This is a genomic window from Candidatus Allofournierella excrementigallinarum (assembly GCF_944388085.1).
Taxonomy (GTDB): domain Bacteria; phylum Bacillota; class Clostridia; order Oscillospirales; family Ruminococcaceae; genus Allofournierella_A; species Allofournierella_A excrementigallinarum.
On record NZ_CALXHK010000026.1, the window covers coordinates 1 to 23,224 of the forward strand.

19 protein-coding genes are annotated in these 23,224 nt (G+C 66.6%); 15 read left to right on the forward strand and 4 right to left on the reverse strand.

Features of this window, described 5'->3' with window-relative positions:
• Window positions 1–126: 126 nt before the first annotated feature.
• The gene (locus ACH2AT_RS06380) at window positions 127–909 is read right to left on the reverse strand and encodes a hypothetical protein (RefSeq protein ID WP_394964450.1); all 783 of its coding nucleotides are present in this window, start codon (window positions 907–909) and stop codon (window positions 127–129) included.
• 256 nt (window positions 910–1,165) lie between these two features.
• Here ACH2AT_RS06380 and ACH2AT_RS06385 point away from each other — a divergent pair, with 256 nt between their 5' ends.
• From ACH2AT_RS06385 to ACH2AT_RS06420, 8 genes are all read left to right on the forward strand, one after another.
• Entirely contained in the window at window positions 1,166–2,236 is a 1,071-nt protein-coding gene (locus ACH2AT_RS06385; protein WP_394964452.1) for an ABC transporter substrate-binding protein, read from the forward strand.
• A gap of 34 nt (window positions 2,237–2,270) precedes the next feature.
• Window positions 2,271–3,254, forward strand: a complete 984-nt coding sequence (locus ACH2AT_RS06390; RefSeq protein WP_394964454.1) for a FecCD family ABC transporter permease — start codon at window positions 2,271–2,273, stop codon at window positions 3,252–3,254.
• Window positions 3,238–4,014 (forward strand): ABC transporter ATP-binding protein, encoded by a 777-nt coding sequence (locus ACH2AT_RS06395; RefSeq protein WP_394964456.1) that lies wholly within the window; start codon window positions 3,238–3,240, stop codon window positions 4,012–4,014. Before ACH2AT_RS06390 ends, ACH2AT_RS06395 begins: the two co-directional genes overlap by 17 nt.
• Window positions 4,015–4,135: 121 nt before the next feature.
• Entirely contained in the window at window positions 4,136–4,927 is a 792-nt protein-coding gene (locus ACH2AT_RS06400; RefSeq protein ID WP_394964458.1) for an FAD binding domain-containing protein, read from the forward strand.
• Between the two features lie 3 nt (window positions 4,928–4,930).
• Window positions 4,931–5,401, forward strand: coding sequence for a (2Fe-2S)-binding protein (locus ACH2AT_RS06405; protein ID WP_394964460.1), 471 nt, complete (start codon window positions 4,931–4,933; stop codon window positions 5,399–5,401).
• 46 nt (window positions 5,402–5,447) lie between these two features.
• Window positions 5,448–7,691 carry a xanthine dehydrogenase family protein molybdopterin-binding subunit gene (locus ACH2AT_RS06410; RefSeq protein WP_394964503.1) on the forward strand — a complete coding sequence of 748 codons (2,244 nt, stop codon included), beginning with the start codon at window positions 5,448–5,450 and terminating at the stop codon, window positions 7,689–7,691.
• A complete protein-coding gene (locus ACH2AT_RS06415; RefSeq protein ID WP_394964462.1) occupies window positions 7,684–8,271 on the forward strand; it encodes an NTP transferase domain-containing protein in 588 nt (195 codons plus the stop codon). The genes ACH2AT_RS06410 and ACH2AT_RS06415 overlap by 8 nt, the downstream gene beginning before the upstream one ends.
• A 32-nt stretch (window positions 8,272–8,303) precedes the next feature.
• Window positions 8,304–9,140: a sugar nucleotide-binding protein gene (locus tag ACH2AT_RS06420; protein WP_394964464.1), complete on the forward strand. Its 837-nt coding sequence runs from the start codon at window positions 8,304–8,306 to the stop codon at window positions 9,138–9,140.
• Between the two features lie 41 nt (window positions 9,141–9,181).
• Here ACH2AT_RS06420 and ACH2AT_RS06425 read toward each other — a convergent pair whose 3' ends face one another.
• Window positions 9,182–10,936, reverse strand: a complete 1,755-nt coding sequence (locus tag ACH2AT_RS06425; RefSeq protein ID WP_394964465.1) for an aryl-sulfate sulfotransferase — start codon at window positions 10,934–10,936, stop codon at window positions 9,182–9,184.
• Window positions 10,937–10,951: 15 nt separating this feature from the next.
• Window positions 10,952–11,728, reverse strand: a complete 777-nt coding sequence (locus ACH2AT_RS06430) for a sulfite exporter TauE/SafE family protein (protein WP_394964467.1) — start codon at window positions 11,726–11,728, stop codon at window positions 10,952–10,954.
• A gap of 349 nt (window positions 11,729–12,077) precedes the next feature.
• On the opposite strand from ACH2AT_RS06430, the gene ACH2AT_RS06435 reads away from it, so the two are divergent.
• Window positions 12,078–12,914, forward strand: a complete 837-nt coding sequence (locus tag ACH2AT_RS06435) for a VanZ family protein (protein ID WP_394964469.1) — start codon at window positions 12,078–12,080, stop codon at window positions 12,912–12,914.
• Complete coding sequence (locus tag ACH2AT_RS06440; RefSeq protein WP_394964471.1) at window positions 12,914–13,210, forward strand: hypothetical protein; 297 nt, start codon at window positions 12,914–12,916, stop codon at window positions 13,208–13,210. Before ACH2AT_RS06435 ends, ACH2AT_RS06440 begins: the two co-directional genes overlap by 1 nt.
• Before the next feature lie 413 nt (window positions 13,211–13,623).
• Here ACH2AT_RS06440 and ppdK read toward each other — a convergent pair whose 3' ends face one another.
• Window positions 13,624–16,257, reverse strand: coding sequence for a pyruvate, phosphate dikinase (gene ppdK, locus ACH2AT_RS06445; protein ID WP_394964473.1), 2,634 nt, complete (start codon window positions 16,255–16,257; stop codon window positions 13,624–13,626).
• A gap of 261 nt (window positions 16,258–16,518) precedes the next feature.
• Between ppdK and pth the strand changes: the two genes are divergently transcribed.
• The 5 genes from pth to ACH2AT_RS06470 all read left to right on the forward strand — a co-directional run bounded on the left by pth (window position 16,519) and on the right by ACH2AT_RS06470 (window position 23,179).
• A complete protein-coding gene (gene pth / locus ACH2AT_RS06450) occupies window positions 16,519–17,112 on the forward strand; it encodes an aminoacyl-tRNA hydrolase (protein WP_394964475.1) in 594 nt (197 codons plus the stop codon).
• Window positions 17,113–17,241: 129 nt separating this feature from the next.
• Window positions 17,242–18,264, forward strand: coding sequence for a WG repeat-containing protein (locus tag ACH2AT_RS06455; protein WP_394964477.1), 1,023 nt, complete (start codon window positions 17,242–17,244; stop codon window positions 18,262–18,264).
• A gap of 133 nt (window positions 18,265–18,397) precedes the next feature.
• Window positions 18,398–21,838, forward strand: coding sequence for a transcription-repair coupling factor (mfd, locus tag ACH2AT_RS06460; protein WP_394964479.1), 3,441 nt, complete (start codon window positions 18,398–18,400; stop codon window positions 21,836–21,838).
• Between the two features lie 79 nt (window positions 21,839–21,917).
• On the forward strand, window positions 21,918–22,691 hold the full coding sequence (locus tag ACH2AT_RS06465; protein ID WP_394964481.1) for a hypothetical protein: 774 nt from the start codon (window positions 21,918–21,920) through the stop codon (window positions 22,689–22,691).
• Window positions 22,688–23,179, forward strand: a complete 492-nt coding sequence (locus ACH2AT_RS06470; RefSeq protein ID WP_394964483.1) for a hypothetical protein — start codon at window positions 22,688–22,690, stop codon at window positions 23,177–23,179. The genes ACH2AT_RS06465 and ACH2AT_RS06470 overlap by 4 nt, the downstream gene beginning before the upstream one ends.
• Window positions 23,180–23,224: the final 45 nt, after the last annotated feature.

The following is a 23,224-nucleotide window of genomic DNA, read 5'->3' on the forward strand; positions in this document are numbered from 1 at the left end:
CGCGTGGTGCGCTGAGCGCCCGCCTCCAAACTTTATGTTATCCCCGCATTTTTCGATCCTCTCATTTTTCTCTTTGCTGGAAAACGGCGCCGGGAATGCTCCCGGCGCCGTTTTCCTTGGCGGTTTTTATGAGGCTGCCCCGGCCTTTCTGCGCGCCTTCAAGAACACCGGCAGATAGCACAGGCCGATGAGCGCCACCGCCAGCAGGCAGATGACGGCAAGATACGCCATCCACTGGCCCACGCTGGAAAGGGGGATGGGCAGAGGCGGGGCGTAGGTGAAAAAGAAGTTGGTGGCGTATTCCACGCTGATGAGCGTGCCGTCCTCGTAGGTGGCGGCGGCGAACATGGAGTTGAGATAGAGCGAGGCCATGGCCATCGCCCCCAGGAGGCCCAGGGTGGAGAAATAGTGCCTGGGGCGCAGCTGCACCTCGCCGCAAAGAGGGATGTAGGCCCCCAGCACCACCAGCATGGAGTGGTAGAGGAAGAACTGGTAGGCCAGCGGATGGGTGAAGGCCTGGCTGGCCTCGATGCTGGTGGAGAAGATGGAGGGCATGGCCAGCGCCAGCGCCGCGCCGATGAGGGCGGTGGGGTACATGAAGGCCAGCACCGTGGTGCGCGCTCTGCCCGGCCGGGCGAAGCGCGTGAAGAAGATGAGCAGGATCTGGATGCTGCACAGATGGAAGGGCAGATGCTGCATCTCCATATAGGGCAGCAGCATGGATCCGTCGGCGGAGGGGACCATCCGGATGACGCTCAGGTCCTTCACCAGCTCCGAGGCGACGCACAGCACGCAGCAGACGCTGAGCACACTTTTGAGCGGCGGGCGGCGCTTTTGCAAAAAGACCAGCGCCCCGGCGATGACAGCGGCGCAGACGGCCAGCCATACAAAGTGATAAACGGTGAACATGGCATCTCACTCCTTTTTCCGGCACCGGGCCGGTGGATACAACCTGATTGTACTATATTCCCGGCCGGGCCTCAATCGGGCAAAGGGTGAAATTCCGGTAAAATCGGCAAAAGGCCACGGCGGATTGCGCCCGGCGGCGGGACACGCTATACTTAAAAAAGGAACGCCGGCCTTTGACGGGCCCCGCCCCGGCGGGGTAAAACAGCAGCCGGCAGGCAGCGCCCGCCGGGGCGCATGCAGCAAGGAGTGGATGAATGTGAAAAAGAAACTGTTCCTGCGCCTGGCCGCCCTGGCGCTGGCGCTCACCCTGGCCCTGGGCTGCGCCGGCTGCGCCGCCGCGCCCGCATCGGGCGGCAGCCCTGCCCCCGCGCCCGCCTCGGGGCCCGCCTCCCAGCCTGCCAGCGAGGGCCTCGCCCTCACCGACCAGGCGGGCCGCACGGTGGAGCTGGCCGCCCCCGCAAAGACGGTGGTCAGCGGCTACTACATCAGCACCTACGCGGTGCTGGCCCTGGGCAAGGCGGACGCCATCGTGGGCCTTGAAAAGAAGGCCGACACCCGCCCGCTTTACCAGATGGCCGCCCCCGCGCTCATCGAAAAGCCCGGCGTGGGCACCATGAAGGAGATGGACGTGGAGGCGGTGGCCGCGCTGGAGCCGGATCTGGTGATCCTGCCCGCCGCCCTCGCCGACTATGCCGGCACGCTGGCGGGCTTGAGCATCCCCGCGCTGGTGGTGGCCCCCGAAAGCCACGAGGCGCTGGTGGAGATGATCGGGCTGCTGGGCAGGGCCCTGGGCGCCGGGGACGCCGCCGCGGCCCTCACCGGCTATTACGACGAGCAGCTGGAGCGCATGGCCTCCCTCACCACGGGGGCAGAAAAGCCCGCCGTCTACATGGCCTCCAACTCCAGCTATCTGAGCTGCGCGCCCGCGGGCATGTTCCAGAACTACCTCATCGAGACCGCTGGCGGCGTGAACGCCGCCGCCTCGCTGGAAGGGGACTACTGGACCGAGGTGTCTTATGAGGACGTCCTGGCCATGGCTCCCGAGGTCATCGTGGTGCCCTCCGGCGCGGAATACACCGCCGCCGACGTGCTGGCGGACGCCCAGCTGGCGGGCGTGCCCGCCGTGGAAAACGGCAAAGTCTACCAGATGCCCGCGGGTCTCGAGGAATGGGATTCCCCCATCCCCTCCGGCATCCTGGGCTGCCTGTGGCTGACCAGTGTGCTGCACCCGGAACGGTATCCCTTTGAGGAGTTCGTGGCCGACGCGGCAGGCTTCTACCAGGCCTTCTACGGCTTTGCCGTGGACGAGAGCCTCATCACCAAGTGAATTTCCCGGAAAATGAAGGAAAGGGGAGAGCGCCATGAACAGCACCCGCACCCGTGCCGCCCTGGCCGGATGCCTTGCGGCAGTGGCCGCGCTGGCCGCCGCGGGGCTGCTCACCGGCAGCTTCCCCCTTTCGTTTTCTGAAATTTTGCAGCACCCCGGCGGCCTTTCCGCCCGGGTGTTCTGGCAGCTGCGCCTGCCCCGCACCCTGATGGGCCTTGTGGGGGGCTGGGCGCTGGGCATGGCGGGGGGCGTGTATCAAACGGTGTTCGCCAACCCCCTGGCCTCCCCGGACCTCACCGGCGTGTCCTCGGGGGCCAGCCTCGGCGCCGCCGCGGCCATCGTGCTGGGCGCGGGCGGGCGGCTTTCGGTGACGCTTTTTTCCTTTGCCTTCGGCATGGCCGCCCTGGCGGCGGTGCTGGGGCTGGTGGGCGCGGCGCGCCTCGCCCGCACCGGCAGCTACCTGCTGGCGGGGGTCATTGTGTCCTCCCTGGCCGAGGCGGGGCTGATGGCGCTCAAGACCCTGGCCGACCCGGAAGGCCAGCTGGGGGCCATCGAAAGCTGGACCATGGGCAGCCTTTCTGCCGTCACGGCGGGGAAGACCGCCCTGCCCGCCCTGCTGGCGGCGGGGTGCGCTGCCCTGCTGTGGCTGGTGCGAAAACCCATCCTGATGCTCAGCCTGGGGGAGGGCGCCGCCCGCAGCCTGGGGCTGGACCCGGCCCTCTGGCGGGCTCTGGTGCTCAGCCTCACCACCCTGATGGTGGCGGCGGTGGCGTCGGTGTGCGGCGCGGTGGCCTTTGTGGGCCTCATCGCCCCCCACATCGCCTTTTTCCTGGGCGGGCGGCGGGGCGGGCCCTACCTTGCCCTCTGCGGCCTGTGCGGGGCGGCGGTGCTGCTGGCGGCGGACCTGCCCGCCCGCCTTCTGAACCTGCCCCTCAGCATCTTCACGGTGGCGGCGGCGGTGCCGGTGCTGCTGGCGCTGCTGGTGCGGCAGGGAAGAGGGGGTGAGGACGACGCTTGAAGTGAAGCGCCTGTCCGCCGGCTACGAAAGGCCGGTGGTGCAAAACGTCTCCTTTGAAATAAAAGAGGGCCAGCTGGCGGCGGTGCTCGGCCCCAACGGGGCAGGCAAATCCACCCTGCTGAACGCCATGGCCGGCGGGGTGCGCAAGACACAAGGCCAGGTGCTGGTGGACGGGCAGGACTGCCTGCCTCTTGCCCCAAAGCGGCGGGCGAGGCGGCTGGCGCTGGTGCGCCAGCAGGTTCCCCTTTTGCCCGGCGTGCGGGTGGCGGAAGCGCTGGAGATGGGCCGCTACGCCTGGGGCGGGCCGCTGGGGGCCGGCCCGGGGGCCAAGGCGGCGGTGGCCGAGGCGGCCCGGGCTTTCGGGCTGGAAGAACTTCTGAACGCCGACTGCGCCGCCCTCAGCCAGGGGCAGCGGCAGCTGGTGCATCTGGCCCGGGCCATGGTGCAGAGCGCCCCGGTGCTGCTGCTGGACGAGCCGGGCAGCGCGCTGGATTTTTCCAACACCCACCGGCTGTTCCGCCTGCTGGGCCAGCAGCTGGCGGCGGGCGGGCGGTGCGCCGTGGCGGTGCTTCACGACCCGGCGCTGGCTTTGCGCTATTGCAGCCCGGTGCTGCTGTTGAAGGAGGGCCGCATCCTGGAGCGGCTGGAGCCGGGCGCCTGCACCGCCCCGCAGCTGGAGCGGGCGCTGGGACGCCTCTATCCCGGGATCCGGGTCAAAGCGGACAAGCAAACAGGCCATTTCCTTTGCACGGGCGAATAACAAAGGGGCGGCATAAGAAAACGCCGCTTTCTTGCGAAGCCCCGGCTAAACGCCGGGGCTTTTTTGCGGCCGGAGGTTGTGCTACAATGAAAACGGAAAATCGCGGCAGGGAGGAAACACTGTGCTGACCATCAAAAACTACGCCCGCCCCGAAACGGTGGACGAGGCCCTGGGCCTGCTTCGGGCGAAAAAAAGCAACGTGGCCCTGGGAGGCATGCTCTGGCTGAAACTGCAGGATAAAAATGTGGACACCGCCGTGGACCTTTCGGGCCTCGGCCTTGATGCCATCGAGGAAACGCCGGAGGGCTGGCGCATCGGGGCCATGGTCACCCTGCGCCAATTGGAGACCCACAAGGGCCTCGCCGCCTTCACCGGCGGCGCGCTGGCCGAAAGCGTCAAACACATCGTGGGGGTGCAGCTGCGCAATCTTGCCACCATCGGCGGCAGCGTGTTCGGGCGGTTCGGCTTTTCCGACCCCCTCACCCTGCTGCTGGCGCTGGATGCGAAGGTGGAGCTGGCCGAAGCCGGGCGGATGAGCCTTGAAGACTTCGCCGGGTCGGGCATCCGCAAGGACATCCTCACCCATGTCTTCATCCCCGGCGGCAACGTGGAGGCGGCGTATCTCTCCCAGCGCAACTGCGCCACCGATCTCCCCGTCCTCACCTGCGCCGTGGCGCGCCGGGAGGGCAAGGTGGCCTGCGCCGTGGGGGCCCGCCCCGCCCGGGCGGCCCGCTTTGACGACGAGGAGGGGCTGCTGGCGGGCGGGGTGAGCGAAGAAAGCGCCGCCGCCTTTGCCGAAGAGGTGACCCGGCGGGCGGCCTTCGGCTCCAACACCCGGGGCTCGGCGGAGTACCGCAGGCAAGTCTGCCGGGAGCTGGTGCGCCGGGCCGCGCTGAAACTGGAGGAGAAGTGAGCCATGGAGATAAACTTTGTTCTGAACGGGCGGCCGGTGAGCGCCGCCGTGCGGCCCGACACCCTGCTCATCGACCTTGTGCGCCAGAAGGGGTGCCTGAGCGTCAAGCGGGGCTGCGAGACCTCGAACTGCGGCCTGTGCACCGTCCTGCTGGACGGCGCGCCGGTGCTCTCCTGCTCGGTGCTGGCGGTGCGGGCCGACGGCCGCCGGGTGGACACGCTGGAAGGCCTCGAGGAGGAGGCCCGCCCCTTCGCCGAGTTCATCGCCGGCCAGGGCGCGGAGCAGTGCGGCTTCTGCAACCCGGGCTTTGTGATGAACACCATCGCCCTGCTGCGGGAAAACCCCGACCCCACCGACGACGATATCCGCGCCTTTCTGGCGGGCAACCTCTGCCGCTGCTCGGGCTACGAGGGGCAGCTGCGGGGCATCCGCGCCTTTTTGAACAGCCGCAAAGGGGGTGAGGGCCGTGGGTGAAGCCGAACGCCGCGCCGTGGGCGCGCCGGTGCGCAAAAAGGACGCCATGGCCCTTCTGCTGGGCAAGCCCGTCTACACCGAGGACGTCACCCCGCCGGGCTGCCTGGTGGTCAAGGTGCTGCGCAGCCCCCACGCCAACGCCATGATCGAGTCCATCGACCCCGCCGCCGCCCTGCGCACGCCGGGGGTGGTGGCCGTCTACACCTGGCAGGACGTGCCTCAAAAGCGCTTCACCATGGCGGGCCAGACCTGGCCCGAGCCCTCGCCCTACGACCGGCTCATTCTGGACAGGCACGTCCGCTTTGTGGGGGACGCGGTGGCCATCGTGGCCGCCGAGACCGAGGAGGCCGCCCGCCAGGCGCTGAAGCGGATCAAGGTGAAGTATCAGGTGCTGCCCGCGGTGCTGGACGTTCACGAAGCGCTGGACGGCCCGGTGCTGGTGCACCCGGAGGAAAGCTGGAAGGCCCTCTGCCCCGTGGGAGCGGACAACCGCCGCAACCTCTGCGCCTCCGGCTCGGAGGCCGACGGCGATGTGGAAGCGGTGCTGGCCGATTGCGACGTGGTGGTGGAGCATACTTACAACACCCAGGCCTGCAACCAGGCCATGATGGAGACCTTCCGCACCTACACCGAGCTGGACGCCTACGGGCGGCTGCATGTGGTGTCCTCCACCCAGATCGTGTTCCATGTGCGGCGCATCCTGGCCAACGCCCTGGACATCCCCAAATCCAAAATTCACGTGGAAAAGCCCCGCATCGGCGGCGGCTTCGGGGCCAAGCAGACGGTGGTGGCGGAGGTGTACCCCGCCTTCGTCACCTGGAAAACAGGCCGCCCCGCAAAGATGATCTACTCCCGGGAGGAGAGCCTCATCGCCTCCAGCCCCCGCCACCCCATGGAGGTGAAGGTGCGGCTGGGCGCGAGCAAAGAGGGCGTCATCCGTGCCCTGGACGTTTACACCCTGTCCGACACCGGGGCCTACGGCGAGCACGGCCCCACCACCGTGGGCCTTTCCGGCCACAAGTCCATCCCCCTTTACACCGGCAGCCTGGAGGCCTTCCGCTTTTCCTGGGATGTGGTCTACACCAACCATCAGTCCTCCGGGGCCTACCGGGGCTACGGCGCAACGCAAGGCATCTTTGCGGTGGAAAGCGCGGTGAACGAGCTGGCCGGGCGGCTGGGGCTGGACCCGGTGGAACTGCGGCTGAAGAATATCGTGCGCCAGGGCCAGGCCATGCCCGCCTACTACAACGAGCCGGCCTCCGCCTGCGCGCTGGACCGGTGCCTTGCCAAATGTGCCGAGCGGTTCGGCTGGGCGGAAAAGTATCCCGTGCGGGACATGGGCGGCGGCAAGGTGCGCGCCGCCGGCGTGGCCATCGCCATGCAGGGTTCCGGCATCTCCGGGGTGGACGTGGGCAGCGCCACCATCAAGCTGGGGGACGAGGGCTGCTATGACCTCGCCATCGGCGCGGCGGACATGGGCACCGGCTGCGACACCATCCTGGCCCAGATCGCCGCCGACTGCCTGGACTGCGATGTGGACGACATCTCCGTCTTTGGCGCGGACACCGACGCCTCCCCCTATGACTCCGGCTCCTACGCCTCCTCCACCACCTATGTGACGGGCAAGGCGGTGGAAAAGGCCTGCGCCCAGCTCAAAAGGCGCATCTGCGCCCTGGCGGCCCAGATGCTGGGCTGCGAACCCGAAGCAGTGGAGTTCGCGGGCCGCACCGTGCGCCGGCTGGACGGCAAGGGCGAAACGGGCCTGGCCGACATCGCGGGCCGGGCCATGTGCGGCAGCGCCCCGGCTTTGCAGGTCACCTGCTCCCATTCCTCGCCCACCTCGCCGCCCCCCTTCATGGCGGGCATGGCCGAGGTGGAGGTGGACACCCGCACCGGCGGCGTGAAGGTGCTTCACTACACCGCCGTGGTGGACTGCGGCACCCCCATCAACCCGAACCTTGCCCGGGTGCAGACCGAGGGCGGCCTTGTGCAGGGCATCGGCATGGCCCTGTTCGAGACCATCACCTACAACGAGACCGGCCATCTGGCGGAAAATTCCTTCCTGCAGTACAAGATCCCCACCCGGCTGGATATAGGCGAACTGGACGTGGCCTTTGAGGCCAGCTACGAGCCCAGCGGCCCCTTCGGCGCAAAGTCCATCGGCGAGATCGTCATCAACACCCCCGCGCCGGCCATCGCCCACGCCGTCTTCCGGGCCACCGGCGTGTGGCACCGCCGGCTGCCCATCACCCCGGAAAAGGTGCTGCTGGGCATGAAGAACCATGGCTGAGCATCTGATTTTACTGGCGGCGGGCAGCGCCCGCCGCTTCGGCGAGAATAAATTACTGCGCCCGCTGAACGGCAAGCCCCTCTACGCCCACGGCCTCGCCGCCCTGCTGGCGGCGGCAAAAGCGCGCCCGAACGCCGGCGTGACGGTGGTCAGCCGCACGCCGGAAATCCTGGCGGCGGGGCGCGCCGCCGGGGCAAAAGCGGTGGAGAGCCCCTTGAGCGAACGGGGCCTTTCCTTCACCATCAAGGCGGCGCTGGACGCATTGGAGCCGCTGGCCGAAAGCGACTATCTGCTCTTCGCGGTGGCGGACCAGCCTTTCCTCACCGCCGCCAGCGTGGCGGCCCTGCTGGAACAGGCCGCCCCGCCCACGTTGGGGGCCACCCTCTGCTTTGGCGAAACGGTGGGCAGCCCAACCCTCTTTTCCGCGTCGCTGGCGAACGGCTTGCGGGCCCTGAAAGGCGATTCCGGCGGCCGGGCGGTGCTTTGCGCCCTGGGGGATAAATGCCTGCGGGTGCAGGCAAAAAGCGCGCGGGAGCTGGAGGACATCGACCTGCCCGGCCAGCTGCCAGGCGGAACTTGAAGCATGCCACAGAAGGAAAGGCGGGGATGAGGATGAAACGGGTGCTGGTCACCGGCGCGGGCGGATTTGTGGGCGCGCGCATCATGGCGCAGCTGGGCGGGGGGCTGGAGCTTTTGGCCGCCCCCGCAGGCGCGCTGCGAAACGCCGGGCCGGAGGAGGTGGAGCGGCTGGTGGACGCCGCCGCCCCCGACGCCATCCTGCACACGGCGGCCATCTCGGACACCGGCTACTGCGAGCAGCACCCGGAGGAGTCCTTCCGGGCCAACGTGCTGCTGCCGGTGTGGCTGGCCCGGGCCGCGCGGCGCGCGGGCGCAAAGCTGGCGGCCTTCAGCTCCGACCAGGTCTACGCCGGGCTGGAGGGCCCCGGCCCCTTCGATGAGGCCGTGCCCCTGCGCCCCGCCAATGTCTACGGCCGCCACAAGCGCCAGGCGGAAGAGCGGGTGCTGGACCAGCTGGATTCGGCGGTGCTGCTGCGGGCCACCTGGATGTACGATTTGCCGGGGGACGGGCTGCCCATCCGGCCGAACCTGCCCCTCAACCTGCTGGCGGCGGCAAAAGAGGGCAGAAAACTGCCCTTTTCCACCGGCGACCGCCGGGGCGTGACCTGGGTGCGGCAGGCGGTGGAGAACCTGCCCGCCGCGCTGGACTGGCCGGGGGGCGTTTACAACTTCGGATGCGAGAACGACGGGGACATGTACGCCACCGCCCTGGAGTTCTGCCGGCTGCTGGGGCTGAGCGAGCCGCCGGTGGAGAAAGCCTGCTGGCAGCGGTGCCTGCGGATGGACGGCGGCAGGGCCCGCCGGCTGGGGGCAAAATTCGACGGCACGGCACAGGGCTTTGCCCGGTGCCTTGCCGCCCGGAATATATAAAAAGAGGGAGCGCCTTTTCAAAAGGCGCTCCCCATTTATGATCAGCGGAACCAGATGCCCATCTCGTATTTGAAGGTGCGGTAGTTCTGCATGGTGCACTCATAGGCGTACTGACGGATGAGGGCGCCGGTGAAGTCGTACTCGCCGAACACCATGGCCACGCCGCTGTTCACCGTCCAGTTGCCGTCGCCGCAGAGGGACCCGTTGGACACGATGCTGGAATAGGGCACGTCGAAGCTTTCTTCCAGCGAGAAGGTGCGCTGGTTTTCGTCGATGCGGTAGATGTACACCTGGCTGGCGTCGCCCTCGCCGCCGTAGAGGCCGCGGCCCACGCTGCCGTCCACCGTCAGCTCCAAATCGCGGCTGTTGATGGACAGGTAGTTGTTGTTGAACAGCGACAGGTAATAAACGCCTTCCTCCTCGCCGTCGGCGTAGTACTCCACGCAGTGCTGGCCGTACTGGGGCACGAAGCCGCCCTCCTGGGCAAGGCAGGCGTCCTCATAGGCGGTGCCCTCCCAGATGCGCTCGTCGCCCGCAAGCCAGTCCAGCGCTGGCTCGCCGTGCAGGTCCGCCACCTTCAGGATGGTGGAAGTCTCCCGGGAGGAGAGGATGACGCTGTCGCTTTCCGGCATGTACTGCAGGCTGTTCAGGTGGATCCAGTCCCACTCGCCCGCCTGCCAGAAAAAGTCGTCGGTGGCGGCCACCGGGCGGGTGATGCCGTAGTACTCCTGCAGGAGGGCACTGAAGTTGACAAGCTCGGTCACCTCGCCGGTCTCGGTGTCGATGGAAAGCAGCCGGTCCTCCACCGTGTCGTTGCCCCGCGCGTCCGCCCGGGCCCGCCCCTCGCCGTCCGCGCCCCAGCCGATGTCGTGGTGCAGGTCATATCCGCCCAGATCGCACACCCAGGTCACCTGGCCCAGCCCGTTGATGCGGGCCAGCTTGGAGGAGGACACGCAGGTGAGGATCTCGTCGCCGCAGAACAGCACCCGGTCCAGCCCGTAGCCCTCCAGCACCATCTCATAGCGCATCACGCCGTCGTTGTCGAAGAAGAAGCCGTAACCCAGATAGCCGTTCACCCGCATCATGGCGAACAGGCCGCCGGCCTGGGCCGCGGAGGACTCGCCCTCGGTCACCTCCAGCTGGGTGGCGTAGCCGGAGCGGGTCTGGGGCATGTCCACCGTGAAGTGGATGGTCTGCCGGGTGTTGCCCCACTTGCCGCTGATGTTCAGGGTGACCTCGTTCACCTCGCCCGGCACCAGGCCGATGAGCTGGAACTCGTGGGCCTTGGCGTAGTCTTTGCCGGAAGCGTCCGCCGCTTCGGCTGTGAAGTCGGCCAGCCCGTCCACATGCACGGTGTAACTCACCGAGGTGGCCATGTCGGTCTCAAAATAGAGATACAGGCCGTTGCTTCCGGTGCCGTAGGGGTTCAGGATGGCCAGGGGCATGGAGGCGGTCCATTCCAGGTCGGAATTGTGTTTCAGTTCCTCCACCACATGATACAGCCGTTCCTGCACGCCCTCGTCGTAGTAGGTGAAGTCCTCGTCGCCGATGTCCTGAGGCACCAGCTGCAGGGCTTTCAGCCCGTCGCCCAGGTCGGCCTCGGCCAGGTCCACCTCCCACCGGCTGCTCTGGGCCACCACGTCGCCGGTGGAGAAGGTCCAGTCGGTGCGGGCGGCCTGCTCCCGGGCCGTGAAGGCCTTGGAGAGTTGCACCACCACCACCGGCACCAGCACCGCCAGCGCCGCCAGCACCAGGCCGGCCAGCAGCAGCCATTTCCATTTTTGTTTGATCCTCATGTGTTTGCACCTGCTTTACAGTAGATTCAACACCAGCAAGAGCAGCCCCACTGCCGTGAGGATGGCGCCGGTGAGGCGGTTGAGTAAAAGGGACTCGGCTGTGGCGGCGATGCGGGCGGCCAGCTGCGCCCAGAAAAGGGTGAACGCCGCGCAAAGCGCCAGAGGAAGAAGCCGGGGGGCGCTGCCCAGGGCAAAGTGGCTTGCCGCGCCCAGCAAAGCGGAAAAGGTCATGATGAAGACGCTGGTGCCCACCGCCGTTTTCAGCTCGTAGCCCAGCACGAAGGTCAGCACCATCAGCATCATCATGCCGCCGCCCGCGCCGAACACCCCGCACACCAGGCCCACCGCCCCGCCGCCCGCGGCGCTCATCCACACCCGGCGCTTCCCCGCGCCGGGCCCGGCGGGATGGGCGGGGGCCAGGATGGGAAAGAACAAAAACCGCAGACCCAGCACCAGGGCCATCACCACCGAAAAGCCGCCGAGGGTGTTGTCCGGCAAAAAGGTGGAAAGCCAGCTGCCCGCCACGGTCATGCACAGCACGCCCGCCATCATTACCAGCCCGTTGCGCAGGTCGATGGAGCCGTGTTTGGCATAGGTGCGGGCGCTGGCGGCGCTGGCCAGCACGTCGCTGGCCAGCGCGATGCCGATGGCCTCATAGGTGGGCATGTTCAGCAGGGTGACCAGCATGGGGGTGATGACGGTGGCGGCGCTCAGGCCGGCAAAGCCGGTGCCCAGGCCGGCCCCCGCGCCCGCCAGAAAACAGATCAATAGTTCGAACCGGAGTTCGCTCAAAACGAAGGACTTCCTTTCAGAAAAACGGGCTGTTCCGGCCCTGTGGGTTTCAAGATAGCAGACGCGCCTTAACCGGGGCTAAAGAGAAAAGCGGAAGAAAAACACCCGCAGTGCGGCAAACCATTCCAAGTATATCAAAATCATGCGAAAAGTGGGATGAAAAACAGAAAAATAACAGAAAATTTTTTCAAAACGCGCCTGCCCGCGGCGGAGACCTTCTTTAGAGGCATCTGAGCGGACGCCGCGCCTTCGTTCCCGTTCCCGCTTTGCGGGCGCCAGAAGACCGGAGTAGGGGGGATGAAAAAAGCGGCCCCCTTTTTCCGTATACTATAGAACAGAGGACTGTTTTGTGGAGGACTGTGTATGGACATCATCACCATTTCTTCGGCGCTGCTGCGCTGGGGGCTGCCTGCTTTGGCCGGCGGAGCGCCTGCCGGTCACGCTGGCGGTCTCCCTGGGGGTGACCGGTTTCATCGAGCTGTTTCAGCTGCTCACGGGCACCGGCATTTTTGAGCTGGACGACCTGCTCCACAATCTGCTGGGCAGCCTGGCCGGCTATTTCCTCGTCATGGCGCTGCTCTCGCTGGCGCGGGAAAAACGGCTGCGCTTTGCCCCTGCGGCAAAGGCGCTGCTCATCCCCGGCGCGGTGGGTCTTGCGGTGGGTGCGGCCTTTCTGGCCTACGCCCGCCAGCCCTACGGCAACATGAGCATCCTGCCCGCGGCGCCCCAGAACATGACCGGGGTGCGGCTGGAGGCGGACTGGCAGGCCGAAGCGCAGGGGACCGCCGCTGTCTATAAAAGCCGGTACGCGCTGGACAAGGCGTGGGTGGAGCGCATCCGCACCGGGCTGGAGCAGCTGGAGGGGATGACCTTTTCCGGCTTTGCCCGGCGGGAGGATGAAAACCTGGGCTATCTGGGCGCCGACGCAAAGGGCCAGCAGGCACGGCTGCTCTTTTTCTTCCGCACGGGGGAGTGGAGCTGTACCACCTTTGCCGAGCCAGCCCCGCTGACCGGGCAGGCCGCCGCCTCGCTGCGAGAGCGGTACGAGGGCTGGATGAAGGAGACGGGCCTCCTGCCGCCGGACGCCGCCTTCACCCTGCAAAACGGCGACACCCTGCGCTGGGACGCCGCCCCCGCCGGCGACCTGGCGGAAGGGGGGGGGATGCCTTTCAGCAGGGCTCTGTGATGATACAGGTCGATGATTCCGGGGCGCTGGCCAGCTTTTTCTATCAGATCACCTGGAACGAGCGCGCCGCCAACCAGCCCATCCTCTCCCCTGAAGAGGCCTGGGCGCAGGTGCAGGCGGGCAATTTTGAGCAGTATGTTCCCTTCGTGCCGGGGGATGTGGTGCATGTGACCGGCTGCGAGCTGCGCTATCTCTACGACACCAAGGGCTTTTACCAGCCGGTGTATGCGTTCAGCGGTTACCTCAACGACCCCGAAAATTTGTGGACCTGCTCCATCCCGGCGCTGAAAAGCTGAAAAAAAGGAACTGCTTAGCCGGGAATCATGAGAAGAAAGTACCGCCGGGAACGTCTCTGTCAAGATCACCCATCTTTTGATGCTGTGTGGTTCTGCCCCGGACTTATACAAAGAAAAGAGCGGTCAATACAGAAAAGAGACCTCGATAGCCTGACGGTAATCGCCGGCCTGTTCGCCAAACAGGTTCAGACCGCCGCAGCATTCGGCGTCCTTTTTGCTCTCCAGCCTGAAAGTGATGTAGGGCTTTCGCTCCAGTTCCAGCCGGGTGATGCCGCAGTCGGAAACAGGACTTCGTTAGAAAAGCGCAGGGAAAGATGTCCCCTTTGCGCAGAAAGAACAAAAACCGGCGCACCGCGTTTGGCGGTGCGCCGGTTTTCTGGCTTATTCAGCAAGCCGTGCTCTCGAATTCCCGATCACCGGGGGTTCTTGATAGCAGCCTGGGCGGCGGCCAGACGGGCGATGGGCACACGGAAGGGAGAGCAGGACACATAGTCCAGACCCACGCGGTGGCAGAACTCCACGCTGGTGGGGTCACCGCCGTGCTCGCCGCAGATGCCCAGGCCCAGATCGGGGCGGGTCTGGCGGCCCAGCTTCGCGGCCATCTCCACCAGCTTGCCCACGCCGTTCTGGTCCAGGTGAGCGAAGGGATCGCTCTCGTAGACCTTGTTGTCGTAGTAGTAGCTCAGGAACTTGCCCGCGTCGTCGCGGCTGAAGCCGAAGGTCATCTGGGTCAGATCGTTGGTGCCGAAGCTGAAGAACTCAGCCTCCTTGGCGATCTCGTCGGCGGTGAGGGCCGCGCGGGGGATCTCGATCATGGTGCCCACTTCGTACTTCATGTCAACGCCGGCCTCGGCGATGATCTTGTCGGCGGTGGCCACCACCACGTCCTTGACGAACTTCAGCTCCTTGACCTCGCCCACCAGGGGGATCATGATGTGGGGAACGATCGCAACGCCGGTCTCCTTGGAGACGTTGATGGCGGCGTTGATCACAGCGGTGGTCTGCATCTCGGCGATCTCGGGGTAGGAGACAGCCAGGCGGCAGCCGCGGTGGCCCATCATCGGGTTGAACTCGTGCAGGCTGTCGATGACGGTGTGCAGCTTCTCAACGCTCACGCCCAGATCCTTGGCCAGGTCCACGATCTCCTCTTCCTTGGTGGGCAGGAACTCATGGAGCGGGGGATCCAGGTAGCGGATGGTCATCGGGCGCTCGCCCATGACCTTGTACATGGCCTCGAAGTCGCCCTGCTGATAGGGCAGGATCTTGGCCAGGGCCTTCTTGCGGTCCTCCACGTTCTCGGCAACGATCATCTCGCGCACGGCCTTGATGCGGTCGGCCTCGAAGAACATGTGCTCGGTGCGGCACAGGCCGATGCCCTCGGCGCCGAAGTTGACGCCCTGCTTGGCATCGCGCGGGTTGTCGGCGTTGGTGAACACCTTCAGCTGGCGGGCGGCGTCGGCCCAGCCCATGAAGCGGCCGAAGTCGCCGCTGATGGAAGCCTCCACGGTGGGGATGGCCTCGCCGTAGATGTTGCCGGTGGAGCCGTCGATGCTGATCCAGTCGCCGCGCTTGTAGGTCTTGCCGCCCAGGGTGAACTCCTGCTTGTCGTAGTCCACAACGATCTCGCCGCAGCCGGAAACGCAGCAGGTGCCCATGCCGCGGGCCACAACGGCGGCGTGGCTGGTCATGCCGCCGCGGACGGTCAGGATGCCCTGCGCCACCACCATGCCCTCGATGTCCTCGGGGCTGGTCTCCAGACGCACCAGCACGACCTTCTTCATGCTGCCGTTCTCAACGCTCTCCTTGGCGTCCTCGGCGGTGAACACCACCTGGCCGCAGGCGGCGCCGGGGCTGGCGGCCAGGCCCTTGCCGATGACCTCGGCCTTCTTCAGGGCCTCGGCGTCGAACTGGGGATGCAGCAGGCTGTCCAGCTGCTTGGGCTCCACGCGCAGAACGGCCTCGCGCTCGTCGATCATGCCCTCGTCCACCAGGTCGACGGCGATCTTCAGGGCGGCGGCGGCGGTGCGCTTGCCGTTGCGGGTCTGCAGCATGTAGAGCTTGCCATCCTCGATGGTGAACTCCATGTCCTGCATATCCTTGTAGTGGTTCTCCAGGCGGGTGGCGATCTCCACGAACTGGTCGTACACCTCAGGCATCTGGTCCTTCAGGTGGGCGATGGGGGAGGGGGTGCGGATGCCGGCCACCACGTCCTCGCCCTGGGCGTTGATCAGGTACTCGCCAAACAGGGCCTTCTCGCCGGTGGCGGGGTTGCGGGTGAAGGCGACGCCGGTGCCGCTGTTGTTGCCGCTGTTGCCGAACACCATGGCCTGCACGTTGACGGCGGTGCCCCAGTCGTAGGGGATCTCGTTCATGCGGCGGTAGACGTTGGCGCGGGGGTTGTCCCAGCTGCGGAACACGGCCTTGACGGCCTCGATCAGCTGGACCTTCGGGTCGGCGGGGAAGTCGCTGCCCATCTTGCTCTTGTACAGGTCCTTGAACTTGGCGACCAGGGCCTTCATGTCGTCGGCGTCCAGCTCGGTGTCCAGCTTCACGCCCTTGGCTTCCTTCATCTCGTCGATGATCTTCTCAAAGTCGCTCTTGCTCAGCTCCATCACAACGTCGCTGAACATCTGGACGAAACGGCGGTAGCTGTCGTAGGCGAAACGGGGGTTGCCGGTCTTGGCGGCCAGGCCCTCCACCACTTCGTCGTTCAGGCCCAGGTTCAGGATGGTGTCCATCATGCCGGGCATGGAGGCGCGGGCGCCGGAACGCACGGACACCAGCAGGGGGTTCTTCACATCGCCGAACTTCTTGCCGGTGATCTCCTCCATCTTGCCGATGTACTCGTAGATGTCGGCCATGATCTCCTCGTTGATCTGACGGCCGTCCTTGTAGTACTGGGTGCAGGCTTCGGTGCTGATGGTGAAGCCCTGCGGCACAGGCATGCCCGCGTTGGTCATCTCGGCCAGGTTCGCGCCCTTGCCGCCAAGGATCTCACGCATGTCCTTGTTGCCTTCACTGAACAGGTACAGATACTTCTTGCTCAATATTCTCGACCTCCATAAAAGATTCCACGTCCCGCGGGGCGGGATGCCCCGCCAAACGATAAGAACGCGCATAATATTATAGCAAATCGCGCCGCCAAGCGCCAGAGGTTTTAACGTTTTTGTCCATTGATTTACGGATTTTTTTGCGATCCGGGCCTCCTTCAGGCTTGCAAAGGCGAAAAAAGCATGATAACTTAAACTGGGGCAGGTTTTGCCGCGGCAGAAACGCCGCCGCGCCCCGCGAAAAAGGAGAGGACACCCATGTTTTTCAAAAAGCAGAGCGCCGGGGCCGACTGGCTGGTGGCGGGCCTGGGCAACCCCGGCAAAAAATACGAGGGCACCCGCCACAACGCGGGCTTTGACGCGCTGGATTTTATCGCCCGCCGGTGGAACGCCCCCGCGCCGCGGGTCAAGTTCGAGGGCCTTCTGGCCCAGGCGGCGGTGAACGGGCGCAAGGTCATCCTGCTCAAGCCCCAGACCTTCATGAATCTTTCCGGGCGCAGCATCGGCGCGGCGGCAAACTTTTATAAAATCGACCCCGCCCATGTGATCGTTTTGTGCGACGACGTGACCCAAAGCCCCGGCAGGGTGCGCATCCGGCCCTCCGGCTCGGCGGGGGGGCACAACGGCCTCAAGGATATCATCGCCCGCCTGGGCAGCCAGGAGTTCCCCCGGGTGCGGCTGGGTGTGGGCGAAAAGCCCAGCCCCGAATATGACCTGGCCGACTGGGTGCTGGGCCGCCTTTCCGGCGCCGACCGCAAAGCCTTTGAAAGCCGTTTGGAGGACGTGGCAAACGCCGTGGAACTCATCATGGACGGCAGGCTCTCCGAGGCGCAGAACCGCTACAACCGATGAAGAAAAACCGTGTCGTTTGCAAAAACGATGCGGTTTTTTACATGCCGGATGCGATAAAGCGGCCGTTCTGTTTCGTTTTATAAATGTGGGCGCAAAAACGCCCGCCCGCCCGAAAGGAGGACGCGCTTTATGAAGCGTTTGGCAGCGCTGGCCCTGGCGGCGGCTTTGAGCCTGAGCCTTTCCGGCTGCGGGGCCGGCACATTGAGGAGCATGGAGTGGGCCATCCGGCCCGCATATGAGTTTGAGGCGGTGGAGCCGGTGGCGGACACCGCCACTGTGGCCGCCGGCATGGTGAGCCAGCGCCCCGGCGAGGCGGGGTATTATCTGGCAAAGACCGCCGCGGGCTGGGGCGTGCTGGACGCCGCCAGCGGCGGCGTGGCCGCGCCCGCGGCTTTTGTGACCCAGCCCATTCGCTGCGGCGCGGGCCATCTCTACGACGCGGGCCTCTATGAGGGGGAGCGCTGGTACAGCTGGGAGGAGCTGGAGGCCCTGGACGCCCAGCTGGAGGACATCGGCACCAGCTTTCGGATGGAGGTGGGCCACGGCGGCGGCTCCAACCGCTTTCTGGCGGATGGGGCGGGCGCGGTGAGCGCCGTCAGCTTCGGCGAGGCAAGCATGACCATCCGCCCGCTGAGCGAAATTGAAGGTCTGCCCGGCCTCGTCCCGGTGCAGCAGGGGGCCCTGCGCGCCGGCTGGACCGGCGAGGACCCCGCCTCTTGGGAGGACTTTGTGCTGGAGCACGATGGCCGCTTCGCGGTGGCCGCATCCGACGGCACGCTGCTCACCGATTTTGTCTATGAGGCCGCCTGTATGGGCACCGGCGAGGCCATCGCCGTCTGCAAAGAGGGCAAGTGGGGCTATGTGGACGCTTCCGGCAGGGAGATCATCCTCTGCGAATACGAGCCCTTCTGGGGCGTCAAGTGGGAATGGAACGAGGCGGCGGGCAAAAGCGAGCCGGTCACCGGCATTTACCCCGCCCCCTTCACCGAGGGGTGCGTGGTGGTGAAGCGGGACGGCCAGACCGGTGTGCTGAAGGCCGACGGCAGCTGGCTTTTGAAGCCGGGCCAGGTGGAGGACGCGGCCCCGGCCTTCGGCGGCCTGCTCTGGGTCAAGACCGGCGGAAAGTGGGGCGCGGCGAAGCTGCCGGAATAACGACGCTTTTTTCTTGCGTTCGGCAGGCTTTGCCGTTACAATAGAAACATAGAAAAACGCGCACCCCGCCGGGCAAGGCCCGGCGGGGCGCTGCCCTGTGCCCCAAAACGGCTGTTTTCAGAAAGGTGACCCCATGTTCGACATCCTCAAAAACACCGCGGAATACAAAAAACTCAAAAGCCACCTGGCGGCGAAGGGCCCGGCGGCCCTCTTCGGCCTGCCTCCGGCGGGCCGCGCCCAGATGCTGGCGCTGCTGGCCGCCGAGAGCCGCCGCCCCCTGCTGGCGGTCACGGCGGGGGAGGCGGAGGCCACCCGCCTCGCGGCGGACTTTTGCGCCTTCGGCCTTCCGGCGGCGGTGTTCCCGCCCCGGGACTTTCTGCTGCGGCCCATCGAGGGCGCCGGGCGGGAATATGAATACCGGCGGCTGGCGGTGCTGGGCGATCTGGTGGGCGGGCGCCTTGGGGCGGTGTGCGTGCCCGCCGAGGCCCTTTTGCAGTACACCATGCCCAAGGAGGAATTCTGCCGCAACACCCTGACCCTCAAGCCCGGGCTGGAGCTGCCCCTCGCCAAACTGGAGGAGCGCCTGTTCGACGCGGGCTACCACCGGCGGGGCCAGGTGGAAGGGCCGGGGCAGTTCAGCGTGCGGGGCGGCATCGTGGACATCTGGCCCCCCGAGGCCAAAAGCCCCGCCCGGTGCGAGTACTGGGGCGACGAGATCGACACCCTTTCCAGCTTCGATGTGCTCAGCCAGCGGCGGGACGGCGAACTGGAAAAGCTGCACATCAGCCCGGCCCGGGAGGTGCTGTTCGGCTCCGCCCCCGAGACCGCCGCCGCCCTGCGCAGCGCCCTGGCCAAAGAGACGGGCCGCCGGGCCGCCGCCATGGAAAAGGCCATGGAGGCGGACCTTGCCCAGCTGGACGCGGGCCTTGTGCCCGAGGCGCTGGACAAGTACCTGGGGGTGCGCTACGAAAAGCCCGCCACCCTGCTGGATTACTTCGATGAGCCCATTCTGGTGCTGGAGGAGCCCAGCGCCATCCGCGAGGCCCAGAAGGCCGCCGCCTTCCGCCGGGGCGAGGAGCTGAAGGGCCTGTATGAGCAGGGGGCGATCTGCCCCGGGCTGGACGTGCTCTATGAGGACATGCCCTACCTGCTGGCGGCGGCCCAGAAGAACACGAGCCTGTGCTGCGAGAACTTCGCCCGCACCCTGCCGGGGCTGGAGCTGAAAGAGATCATCAACGCCCCCGCCCACGCCCGCCCGCCGTTTTCCGGCGAGGCGGCATCCCTGGCGGAGGACCTGGAAAACCTCACCCGCCAGGGCTTCGCGGTGGACGTGCTGGCGGGCACCGGGCGGGCCGCCGCGGCCCTGGCCAGGGACCTGGCGGACAAGGGCTTCCGGGCGGGCACCGCCAAGGACATGGTGGCCAGCCCCGGGGCGGTGGCGGTGCGCGCCGGCCACACCAGCGCCGGCGCGGAGTATCCTTTTGCCCGCTACGCCCTGCTCACCAGCCGCCGGGCGGGGGAGGGGGAAAAGAAAAAGCCCGCCCGCAAGAAGGACAAAAACGCCCTTTCCAGCCTCACCGACATCGCCCCCGGCGATTACGTGGTGCACCAGAACCACGGCATCGGCATGTACACCGGCATCCAGCGGCTGGAAGTGCAGGGCGTTGTGAAGGACTATCTGAAGCTGCTCTACGACAAGGGCGACACGCTGTATGTGCCGGTGACCCAGCTGGACCTGCTCAGCCGCTACACCGCCCCCGGCGACGGGGAGAAGGTGAAGCTGGCGCGGCTGGGCGGCCAGGAGTGGGCCCGCACCCGCCGCAAGGTGAAGGCCGCCGCCGCCGAGATGGCCCAGGAGCTCATCGCCCTCTACGCCAAGCGCCAGCAGGCCAGGGGCACCGCCTTCCCGCCGGACGGCGACTGGCAGCGGGACTTCGAGACCCGCTTTGAGTACGAGGAGACCGCCGACCAGCTGGCGGCGGCCGCCGAGATAAAGAAGGACATGGAGAACCCCTGGCCCATGGACCGGCTGCTCTGCGGCGACGTGGGGGTGGGCAAGACCGAGGTGGCCCTGCGGGCGGCCTTCAAGTGCGTGATGGGGGGCAAGCAGTGCGCCATCCTTGCCCCCACCACCATCCTGGCCTGGCAGCACTACAGCAACATGCTGGCCCGGATGGAGGCCTTCCCCATCCAGCTGGGCCTTTTGTCCCGCTTTAGAACCAAAAAACAGCAGGAGCAGACCATCAAGGGCCTGCGCTCCGGCACGGTGGACATCGTGGTGGGCACCCACCGGCTGCTCAGCGACGACATCAAGTTCCACGACTTAGGGCTGGTCATCATCGACGAGGAACAGCGCTTCGGCGTTAAGCACAAGGAAAAGCTGAAAGAGGCCTTCATCGGGGTGGACATGCTCACCCTCTCGGCCACCCCCATCCCCCGCACCCTGAACATGGCCATGAGCGGCATAAGGGATATGAGCACCATCGAGGAGCCGCCGGTGGAGCGCCAGCCCATCGAGACCTATGTGATGGAGTACGACCCGGTGATCCTGGCCCAGGCCATCAAGAAGGAGCTGGCCCGGGGCGGCCAGGTCTACTACCTGCACAACCGGGTGGACAGCATCGAGGCCGCCGCCGGCATGGTGGGGCGGATGGTGCCCGGCGCCCGGGTGGGGGTGGCCCACGGCAAGATGACCGAGGAGCAGCTGGGCAGGGTGTGGCAGCAGCTGCTGGACGGCGGCATCGACGTGCTGGTGTGCACCACCCTCATCGAGACCGGCGTGGACGTGCGCAACTGCAACACCCTCATCATCGAGGATGCCGACCGCATGGGCCTTGCCCAGCTGTATCAGATACGGGGCCGGGTGGGCCGCTCGGGCCGCAAGGCCTACGCCTACTTCACCTTCCGGCGGGATAAGGTCCTCACCGACGTGGCGGCCAAGCGCCTTTCCGCCATCCGGGAGTTCACCAGCTTCGGCTCGGGCTTCCGCATCGCCATGCGGGACCTTCAGATCCGCGGCGCGGGCAGCCTTTTGGGCCAGAGCCAGCACGGCCACATGCAGGCGGTGGGCTATGACCTTTATATGAAGATACTGGCCGGGGCGGTGGCGCTGGCCAAGGGCGAAGCCCCGCCGCCGGACAAGGCGGACTGCCTCGTGGACATCACGGTGGACGCTTTCATCCCCGACAGCTACATTCCCGAGGCGGCGGGCCGCATCGAGGCCTACAAGCGCATCGCCGCCATCGAGACCGCCGAGGACGCCTCCGACGTGCTGGATGAGCTCATCGACCGCTACGGCGATGTGCCGGGGAGCGTGTCCGGCCTGGTGGACATCTCCCTCATCCGGGTCACGGCGGCGAAGGCGGGGGTGTATGAGATCGGCCAGAAGCGGGACACCCTGCTGCTCTATTCCGACAAGCTCACCCCCGCTTCCATCAAGGCGGCCGCCGCCGCGCTGCCGGGCAGGGTGATGGTGAACGCCGGGGCAAAGCCCTACCTGGCGGTGCGGGTGGACCGGGGCGAAGCGCCCCTCGCCGCGCTGCGGGCGGTGCTGGAAGCCCTGGCAGGCGATTGAAAAACCGCCTTCCGGGCGATATAATAGAAAAAAACGCCCCTTGGCGGACGGGGCGCTGTGAAAAGGGGAGGATACGGCGATGAAGATTCTTTGTTCCAACTGCGGGCTTCGCTATGACCCCGCGGTGAACAATGGCATCTGCCCCCACTGCGGGCGCTACAACGAGGCCCCGCCGGAGGCCTTTGTGCCCCAGACGGAAGAAGAGGAGGAGCCTCAGTACGACGAGGACCCGGAGCTCTGGGCGCCGCCCGCGCCGGTGCGGCGGCGAGTCAGCCGGCCTGCGCTTGTGCTGCTCATCCTGTTTTTGGCGGTGTTCGCGGTGGAATGCGCGGTTTTCCCGCTGGCGACCCGGGCCGCCAAGGCAGGGCAGGCCCAGGCGGCGTATGTGCCCCAGGCCCTGGTGACCAGCGCCGCCCAGAACGAGGCCTTCGCCTTCGGCCCCGCCGGGCGGCAGGTGCTGGTGGGCCAGGCCCAGCGGCTGGGCTCCATCCGCGGCACGGAGGAAGGCGCAGAGGTGCTGCGCGTCTGGTGCGAGGTGGATAAGGAGCAGGACTACCGTTCCGACTGGGCCGCCGACACATTTTTGCAGGCGGGGGACATTTACTATCCCGCCATCCAGACCTACGACCTGGAACAGTTCTACCCCGAGCTGGCCGCCGAGGCGCTGGACCCCTACGCCTTCCAGAGCGTTTCCATGGACGAGGGCTGGCTGTACTTCCTGGTGCCGGAGGGTGCGGCGGGGCACACTTTGTGGCTCCAGTGCCAGACCCTTGACCGGGACTATAACATCAGCGAAGCGGCCATGACGGGCATTGACCTGACTGTGACGGAAGGGAGCGTGAGCGGCGAATGAACCGACAGAACAGCCGTCCCGGCCTGCTCATGTGGGCCCTGGCCGCCCTGGCTCTGGCCGCCGCGGTGGCCCGCTTCGCGGCGGGCATGGCCGGGCTGGACAACGCCCGCTACGCCGGCGACTGGAACGTGAGCGCCGACCAGATGAGCGTGCAGGCCATCGACACCCCCGAATGGGGCGAGACCTTTTACGACTATTATCTGGTCAGCTTCCGGCTGACCAACCACAGCCAGCGCCCGGTGGACCTGGACGAATACACCTTCGAGGCCCTGCCCCAGAAGGGGGACGAATGGGCCGCCCGCTTCGATTCCGATTGGGACAGCGAGGCCGCCTATACCCTGCGGCCCCAGGTGCCCCAGGGCTGCACCGCCCCGGTGAGCATGGTGCTGCGGGTGGACCCGGAGGAACTGGGCAGCAGCACGTTGGACATCCTCTTCGAGGACTACGCCGGCGGCATCCTCCTGGGGCAGATCACCCTGCCGGGATGAATCTCAAAGCGGCCTTTGCCATGGGGGCGAAGGCCGCTTTTTTGC

Coding starts and splice junctions, on each gene's coding strand:
- ACH2AT_RS06380 (WP_394964450.1), bottom strand. CDS start 909: ATGTTCACCGTTTATCACTTTGTATGGCTGGCCGTCTGCGCCGCTGTC.
- ACH2AT_RS06390 (WP_394964454.1), top strand. CDS start 2,271: ATGAACAGCACCCGCACCCGTGCCGCCCTGGCCGGATGCCTTGCGGCA.
- ACH2AT_RS06405 (WP_394964460.1), top strand. CDS start 4,931: ATGGAGATAAACTTTGTTCTGAACGGGCGGCCGGTGAGCGCCGCCGTG.
- ACH2AT_RS06410 (WP_394964503.1), top strand. CDS start 5,448: ATGGCCCTTCTGCTGGGCAAGCCCGTCTACACCGAGGACGTCACCCCG.
- ACH2AT_RS06415 (WP_394964462.1), top strand. CDS start 7,684: ATGGCTGAGCATCTGATTTTACTGGCGGCGGGCAGCGCCCGCCGCTTC.
- ACH2AT_RS06420 (WP_394964464.1), top strand. CDS start 8,304: ATGAAACGGGTGCTGGTCACCGGCGCGGGCGGATTTGTGGGCGCGCGC.
- ACH2AT_RS06425 (WP_394964465.1), bottom strand. CDS start 10,936: ATGAGGATCAAACAAAAATGGAAATGGCTGCTGCTGGCCGGCCTGGTG.
- ACH2AT_RS06440 (WP_394964471.1), top strand. CDS start 12,914: ATGATACAGGTCGATGATTCCGGGGCGCTGGCCAGCTTTTTCTATCAG.
- pth (WP_394964475.1), top strand. CDS start 16,519: ATGTTTTTCAAAAAGCAGAGCGCCGGGGCCGACTGGCTGGTGGCGGGC.
- ACH2AT_RS06455 (WP_394964477.1), top strand. CDS start 17,242: ATGAAGCGTTTGGCAGCGCTGGCCCTGGCGGCGGCTTTGAGCCTGAGC.
- mfd (WP_394964479.1), top strand. CDS start 18,398: ATGTTCGACATCCTCAAAAACACCGCGGAATACAAAAAACTCAAAAGC.
- ACH2AT_RS06465 (WP_394964481.1), top strand. CDS start 21,918: ATGAAGATTCTTTGTTCCAACTGCGGGCTTCGCTATGACCCCGCGGTG.
- ACH2AT_RS06470 (WP_394964483.1), top strand. CDS start 22,688: ATGAACCGACAGAACAGCCGTCCCGGCCTGCTCATGTGGGCCCTGGCC.